Below are 7,126 nucleotides of genomic sequence, written 5' to 3' on the forward strand. Positions count from 1 at the left end.
GCTGAGCGGACCCGACGACCCCAACCTGATGATCATCCGCGTCGAGCTGTGGCGGGCGGAGATGTGGGACGGGCCGGCCAACTCCGCCGTCGCCGACTTCCAGTTCGCCAAAGCGCGTCTCTACGGCATCAAAGCCAATCTCAACGAGAGCGAGAAGGTCAGCGTCGAGCTCTAAGCTTCTTACGGCTCCCAGACCCGGCCGCCGCGCGGCGCATCGATGGTGTAGTCCGTGGCGTGGCGCGTAAAAAGGTCCCGGCCGAACTCGCGCGCGCACAACAGGGGCTGGCTGGGATCCTTGTCGACGTCTCCCCGCGCGTTACCGACACCGTGGACCTTGCCGACGAATGTCGATCGGGTATAGCGGCAATACTCCTGAAGTTGCTGCACGATGCCCGCCGAGACGGTCGGAAAGGTCTCCTCGGAGCTGACGAGCAGCCCGATGCGCTTTCCCATCATCTTCTCCACGACTTCGGCAGACCCCAGATAGGACGCGGCCACGTAGCAAAAGGCGCGGTCGAAGAATGCCTTCACCTGCGCTGCCATGCCATACCAATAAACCGGAGTCGCAACGATGAACCCCTCCGCAGGCAGGAACAGGTCAAGGAACACGCGGCGGAAGTCGTCCTCGATGGCGCACTCGCCGTTGCTCTTGCGGCAGGTCCGGCAGTCACGCAGGAAGCCGGCCAATACGTCGTCCGCGTAGATGAGATCGCAGGCATGGCCTGCGTCGGTAAGGCCTCTGGCGGCCGCGCCGGCCAGCAAAGCGGAATTTCCGTTTCGTCGTGGACTTCCGCTTAGAACGACGGCTTTCATGGCGATACGCCTTTTGTGCTTCTAACGAACGCGATATTGGCGTATGAGCACCGTGACGCAAGTACGCACCTTTTGGTAACCTGAAGACGAGAACGCCGACCGTGGCGAAGTCCAAGAAGCCAAGCGTCTTCGATCCCGAATGCTCGGCGCGCGACGCGCTCGAGCTGATCGCGAGCAAGTGGGCTATCCTTATCCTGACAGCGCTGGCGGACGGGCCGATGCGCAATGGCGCGCTGCTGCGCAAGGTCGGCGGCGTGTCGCAGAAGATGTTGACGCAGACGCTGCGGGATCTCGAATGCAATGGGCTGGTGGCGCGCAAGACATTGCAGTCCGTGCCACCGCATGTCGAGTACCGGCTCACGCCTCTCGGAAAGTCGCTTGGCGCTGCTCTGGGCGGTCTCGACCGTTGGGCGGAGCGCAACTTCCCGCGTCTGGACGCGGCGCGCGCGCAGCACTTGGCAAGACGCGGGAGCGGCGCGCGGCGCGGCGGACGTAGTCAATCCACGCCGACTGAGGCATGCTCGCGCCAGCACATCGCCCTTATGGAGTAGAGCCGATGGGTTGGGAGTCGAACGAAACCATGCAGCCGCCCTATGGGCCCGCGCCCGCGCCGCTTGCGGGGCCAGAGCTTCCCTCCTTCCGCTATCCGCTTGGCGAGACGCCAACCAAGCAATTCGACGGCGGCACCGCCAAGGAGGCGACCGTCGTCCAGTTCCCGGTGTCGGACAAGCTCGCCGGGGTCTACATGACACTCGAAGCGGGGGCGGTGCGCGAGCTCCACTGGCATGCCAACGCGGCTGAGTGGGCCTACATGATCGACGGCCGCGCCCGCGTCACCACGATCGATCCGGAGAACCAAGCGGAGGTGGTGGATTTCTGGGCGGGGGACGTCTGGTACTTCCCGCGCGGCCACGGCCATTCGATCCAAGGACTCGAGGGCGGCTGCACCTTCGTGCTGGTGTTCGACAACGGTTACTTCTCGGAGTTCGGCACGTTTTCGATCACCGACTGGCTGGGACACACACCGCATGAGGTGCTGGCCAAGAATTTCGGTCTGCCGGTTGCGGACTTCGCCAAGTTTCCCAAGAAAGAGGTCTATATCGCCAAGGGGCCGGTGCCCCCGCCTCTGCCCGAGGATCCCACGCCAGGCTCGCTCAACGCGCCGGCGCTCACTCATCGCTACCGTCTGCTGGCGCAGGCGCCGGAGCCGTTCCCCGGCGGCGAGATGCGCATTGCCTCGGAGATCGAGTTCCCCATTTCCTCGACGATGACCGGCGCGCTTCTGACGATCGCGCCGGGCGGCATGCGCGAGCTTCATTGGCACCCGAACGCGGCTGAGTGGCAGTACTGGCTGAAGGGCACGGGCCGGATGACCGTGTTCGGCTCAGGCGGCCGGGCGCGCACCGACGAATTCGGGCCGGGCGACGTGGGCTATGTGCCGCAAGGCTACGGCCACTACATTGAGAACACGGGCAAGGACGATCTCGAGCTGCTCGTCGTGCTCAATAACGGCACCTACCAGTCGGTCTCGATCACCGCCTGGATGGCCGGCACGCCCGACCTGCTGCTCGCCACGAATTTCGGGGTGAAGGAAAAGGTGTTCGAAGACATGCCCGGCGATGCGGTCATCATGCCTGAGGGAGATTAGCCCGCGCGTCCTCGGCCAGCCATTTGGTGAGCGCGGCGGCTCCCATAGGCTCCGGAAGCTTGGCGGCCTGGCCCGACCAGAGCGGCGAGAAATCCATCTTTCCTAGGGCTTCCGCCTTGGCCCGGAGCGGCGCAATGGCGGGACGGCCCCGCGGGAAAGGCCGAGACGCCGGGATTGACGAAGCTTTGCTCGCGCAAGCGATTGACGATGCCGCGGGCCGGCGCCCGGTCAGCACATTGGTGATGGCGGTCTCGCGGTCCGGATCGGCAAGGGCTGCCCGGTGAGCCGGATGGGTCCAGGCTTCGGGGCAGAGCAGGTAAGCGGTGCCTACCTGGACGGCCCGAGCGCCGAGCGCGAAGGCCCCGGCGACGGCGCGGCCGTCGGCGATGCCGCCCGCGGCAACCACCGGCAGGTCGAGGCGTGCGCGGATGTTGCGGACCAGCGCGAAGGTGCCGACCTGGGTCGCAACCTCAGTCTCGAGAAACATGCCGCGATGGCCGCCGGCTTCCGCGCCCTGGGCGATGATTGCGTCCACGCCATTTTCGCCGAGGAACACAGCTTCGCGGAGGGACGTGGCCGTGCTGATGATCTTGCAGCCGGCCGCCTTCACGCGCGCCAGGAGCGGCGCGGCGGGCAGGCCGAAATGGAAGCTCACGACTTCCGGACGCAGCGCCTCGAGCACGGCGCACTCGTCTTCGCCAAAGGGCGCATGGCCGCGCGGCAGCGGCAGGGATGGCGGATCCTCATGCAACTCGGCGAAGTAGGGCGCGAGGTGCAGCAGCCAAGCCCGGTCGCGCTCTTGGTCGTCGGGCGTCTCCTGGTGGCAGAAGAAATTGCAGTTGATCGGCGCCGTGGTGTGCGTCCGGAAGGTGGCAACCCCCGCCTCGATCTCCTTCGGCGAAAGCACCGCGCACGGCAAAGCGCCGAGCCCGCCGGCCTTCGCCACTTCGATGGCCACTTCCACGCCGGTGGAGTTGGCCATCGGCGCTTGGACGATCGGCAGGTCGATGCCGAACAGATCGAGAATTCGGGTGTCGGGCCAGGTCATGGCAATCAGCCCTGACGCCTGCCGAGGAGGCGAAGGCGCAGTGCGTTGAGCTTGATGAAGCCTTCGGCGTCCTTCTGGTCGTAAGCGCCCCGGTCGTCCTCGAAGGTGACGATTTCGCTCGAATAGAGCGACTTGCCGCTCGCCCGCCCGATGACGATGACGTTGCCCTTGTAGAGCTTGAGCGTCACCTCGCCCTCGACGTTCTCTTGGCTCTTGTCCACGAGCGCTTGCAGCATCTCCCTCTCCGGCGCGAACCAGAACCCGTAATAAACAAGCTCGGCGTACCGCGGCATGAGCGAGTCTTTCAGATGCATGGCTTCGCGGTCGAGGGTGAGCGACTCGATCGCCCGATGCGCGGCGTAAAGAATCGTGCCGCCCGGCGTCTCGTAGATGCCGCGCGACTTCATGCCGACGAAACGGTTCTCCACGAGGTCGACCCGGCCGATGCCGTTCTCCTTGCCGTAGGCGTTCAGCTCCGTGAGCAGCGCGGCAGGCGACAATTTCTTGCCGTTAATGGAAACCGGGTCGCCCTTCTCGAAGCCGATGGTGATGACGGTCGCCTTGTCGGGCGCCTCTTCGGGCGACAGGGTGCGCTGATAGACGTAAGCCGGCGGCTCGGTATTCGGGTCCTCCAGCACCTTTCCCTCCGAGGAGGAGTGCAGCAGGTTCGCGTCCACCGAGAACGGCGCCTCGCCGCGCTTGTCCTTAGCGACTTGGATCTGGTGCTTCTCGGCGAAGGCGATGAGATCGCTGCGCGAGACGAAGTCCCACTCACGCCACGGCGCCACCACCTTGATGTCGGGGTTCAGCGCATAATAGGTGAGTTCGAACCGAACCTGGTCGTTGCCCTTGCCGGTGGCGCCATGACACACGGCATCGGCGCCGGTTTCCCGCGCGATTTCGATCTGGCGCTTGGCGATCAGCGGCCGGGCGATGGACGTGCCAAGCAGATAGACGCCCTCATAGAGCGCGTTCGCCCGGAACATGGGGAACACGTAGTCGCGGACGAACTCCTCGCGCAGATCCTCGACGAAGATCTCCTTGATGCCGAGCAGCTCCGGCCTTCTTCCGCGCCGCTCCAGCTCCTCGCCCTGGCCGAGATCGGCCGTGAAGGTGACGACCTCGCAACCGTAGGTCTCTTGGAGCCATTTGAGGATGATGGAAGTGTCGAGCCCGCCGGAATAGGCAAGCACCACCTTCTTGATGTCGGACATGGGAAATGGCCTCGGAGAATTTGGCTTAAGCGCGCTTGGCGGCTCAGTTGATCAGACGGCCGCGACTATAGGCGGGCCATGCGCTTGCGCAAGGGCTGGGGGGGGGGGGGTGTGCAGCCTGCTAGAGGCAGGCGATGCGCTTGTGGAGATGCTGGCCCGCATGGCGCAAGGTGTTGCCCGCATGCGCCAGCGCCGTGCCGACGCCCGACAGCAACGCGGCGGTGTTTCGGTGTAGCGAGACCGCAAAGCGCTCGATGAGCTTCTCCATGCGCGCGTCGTTCCGCCGGACCGGATCGAGCAAGAGCACGTAAAGCGCCATGACGATGGCGATGGTGATGATCCCGGCAAAAACGATGTCGCTCACGAAATGACGGCCGAAGATGACGCGCATGGCTCCGACCGAGGCGCCGAACACGACGGCGGTCCCCATGACGATGGGCCGCAACGGCGCGGGGGCAAGAACGGCGGGCGCCACGACCCAAAAGGCCTGACTGGCCTCGCCGGAGACGAAGGAGCAGTTCCTCTCGCAGGCGCCGCCCGGCCGCCACCAAGGCTGGAAGTCGGCGGTGCCGGCAAACTGCTCGACGTGATTGGGACGCGGCCGCCCCCAATTCTCCTTCAGCAGGAGATTGGAGGTCAGCCCGGGACCCACGATGAACGAGGCGACGAGGAAGACCACCACCGACGGCGAGATCAGGATCTCGGAGCCGGGGAAGACGATCTTGCGCAGCAGCGCGAACAGCGCGGGGATCAGCAGCAGAAAGGGAATCCAGTTGGCGAGCTGCCGCACGAGATTCCATTCATAGGTCACGGAGATGGGGAATTTCGATTTGTGGCCGTCAAAGAAGAGCCGCGCGACTTCGAGGTCGATCAGCGGATAAACAGCAAACACCAGACCGAAAACAAGTCCGAGTGCGACAGATGCGAGCAGCCAGCTCCGCGCCACGACAATCCCCCCATGCGATAGTGACGACGCTAGCGAGGCTCCGCGACAGTTCGGTGTGGCCGCGATGACGTTTCAACGGCAACCCAATGAAGGTTTGCCGAAGGTTGGGTGACAGATTTGATCCGCATCAGTGCACAGTCTGTGGGTACGTATTCTCGTGTCGAACTCATGTCGGACGCGTGTTAATCGGAACCTTCGGATCCGACTCGCGTTGTCGATGGCAGATCAGCGAAGAGGCATGGTGCGATGCAAAACAGTACCGACCGGGATCGGGTAATCCGCGAAGCGATGAATGAGCGGCGGCCGGGCGCTACGCGCCGTCGCGTCCTGGCGCAAGGGGCGTGGCATGAGACCGTGACCGGCTTCATGCCGGAGCCCTGGCTCGTGGCGTTGGAGCGCGACCGGATCGGTTTCCCCGTCAGGCCCGGGCACCGGCCAGGAGCCAATAGGTAAAGCCGCCGGCGAAACCGGCGGTGGCGAAGATGGTCATGTATTCGCTCGCGGGCATGTTAGGTACGCCGTTTGCCTGCAGACCGGCCAGAAGCGGGACGGCGGCGAGCGACGCGCCGCCCGCCAGCACGTAGTAAAGCCAAGACCGCAGGCGCAGCACCTCCCCCACAACCACCGCCACAACGCCGGCAGGGCCGTCAGCGCCGGCGCCACGAAGCCCGTAAAGAGCACCACGCCGAAAGCGGTGGCGCCCCCATGGCGGAACAGAGGATCGTGGGGCGCGGCGGCGCGCAGCTCATCGCCCACCCACATGGCGCCGAGCGCCAGCAGCACCGCGAGCGCGACGCCGACGGCGACTCCGAAAGCCAACACCACGACCAGTCCCCGCAAGATCAGTCGCCCGATCACGCCTCGTCCTTTCTCCGGCCCGTGACGCAACCCGCGTCCGCCTCTATATGACAGGCAGAAGACTCTAGCGGACCGGAGCCCATGGCTGAAATCGACTTCTGGTACGAGTTCGCCAGCACCTATTCCTATCCGACGGCCATGCGTATCGAGCGGCTTGCCGCGGACGACGGCGTCACGGTGCGCTGGCGGCCGTTCCTGCTCGGCCCGATCTTCAAAGCGTACGGGTGGAGCGACTCGCCGTTCAATATCTATAAGACCAAGGGGAAATATATGTGGCGCGACCTCGAACGGGTCTGCGAAGCGGACGGGCTCGCGCTCAGCCTGCCGCCGGTGCGGTTTCCGCAGAACGGCTTGAAGGCGGCCCGGCTCGCGCTGGCGGGCGAGGATCAAGGCTGGACGCCCGCTTTCACGCGCGCGGTGTTTACGGCGAACTACGCGGAGCAGAAGGACATTTCCGACGAGGCGACGTTGCGTGCGATCCTCCTCTCGCTCGACGTGGATGCGGACGCCGCACTGGCTGCAGCCGGGTCCGAAGAGGTAAAAGAGGCGCTGAAGGCCCAGACGGCGGAGGCGCAAGCGCGCGGGCTGTTCGGCGCGCC

Annotated in this window: 8 protein-coding genes; 3 read left to right on the forward strand and 5 right to left on the reverse strand. The window is 65.1% G+C overall.

The features are described 5' to 3' along the window. Positions 1-180: 180 nt before the first annotated feature. The gene (locus AUC71_RS01245) at positions 181-813 is read right to left on the reverse strand and encodes a flavodoxin family protein (protein WP_069622793.1); all 633 of its coding nucleotides are present in this window, start codon (positions 811-813) and stop codon (positions 181-183) included. A gap of 101 nt (positions 814-914) precedes the next feature. On the opposite strand from AUC71_RS01245, the gene AUC71_RS01250 reads away from it, so the two are divergent. Continuing rightward, positions 915-1,364: a winged helix-turn-helix transcriptional regulator gene (locus AUC71_RS01250; RefSeq protein WP_083237968.1), complete on the forward strand. Its 450-nt coding sequence runs from the start codon at positions 915-917 to the stop codon at positions 1,362-1,364. Positions 1,365-1,369: 5 nt separating this feature from the next. Continuing rightward, a complete protein-coding gene (locus AUC71_RS01255; protein WP_069622794.1) occupies positions 1,370-2,461 on the forward strand; it encodes a cupin domain-containing protein in 1,092 nt (363 codons plus the stop codon). On the opposite strand, the gene AUC71_RS01260 is transcribed toward AUC71_RS01255, so the two are convergent. From AUC71_RS01260 to AUC71_RS18365, 4 genes are all read right to left on the reverse strand, one after another. After that, a complete protein-coding gene (locus AUC71_RS01260) occupies positions 2,442-3,509 on the reverse strand; it encodes an NAD(P)H-dependent flavin oxidoreductase (protein ID WP_069622795.1) in 1,068 nt (355 codons plus the stop codon). The two genes, AUC71_RS01255 and AUC71_RS01260, sit on opposite strands and share 20 nt — an antisense overlap. Before the next feature lie 5 nt (positions 3,510-3,514). Then, positions 3,515-4,723, reverse strand: coding sequence for an argininosuccinate synthase (locus AUC71_RS01265; protein ID WP_069622796.1), 1,209 nt, complete (start codon positions 4,721-4,723; stop codon positions 3,515-3,517). A 121-nt stretch (positions 4,724-4,844) separates the two neighbouring features. Beyond that, complete coding sequence (locus AUC71_RS01270) at positions 4,845-5,669, reverse strand: phosphatase PAP2 family protein (protein WP_069622797.1); 825 nt, start codon at positions 5,667-5,669, stop codon at positions 4,845-4,847. A gap of 486 nt (positions 5,670-6,155) precedes the next feature. After that, the gene (locus tag AUC71_RS18365) at positions 6,156-6,527 is read right to left on the reverse strand and encodes a hypothetical protein (protein WP_141701361.1); all 372 of its coding nucleotides are present in this window, start codon (positions 6,525-6,527) and stop codon (positions 6,156-6,158) included. Between the two features lie 81 nt (positions 6,528-6,608). Between AUC71_RS18365 and AUC71_RS01285 the strand changes: the two genes are divergently transcribed. Further along, positions 6,609-7,126 (forward strand): 2-hydroxychromene-2-carboxylate isomerase (locus AUC71_RS01285; RefSeq protein WP_069622800.1); only part of this gene is annotated, 518 nt, incomplete at its 3' end.

The organism is Methyloceanibacter marginalis (assembly GCF_001723295.1).
In the GTDB taxonomy this organism is placed as follows: Bacteria; Pseudomonadota; Alphaproteobacteria; order Rhizobiales; family Methyloligellaceae; genus Methyloceanibacter; species Methyloceanibacter marginalis.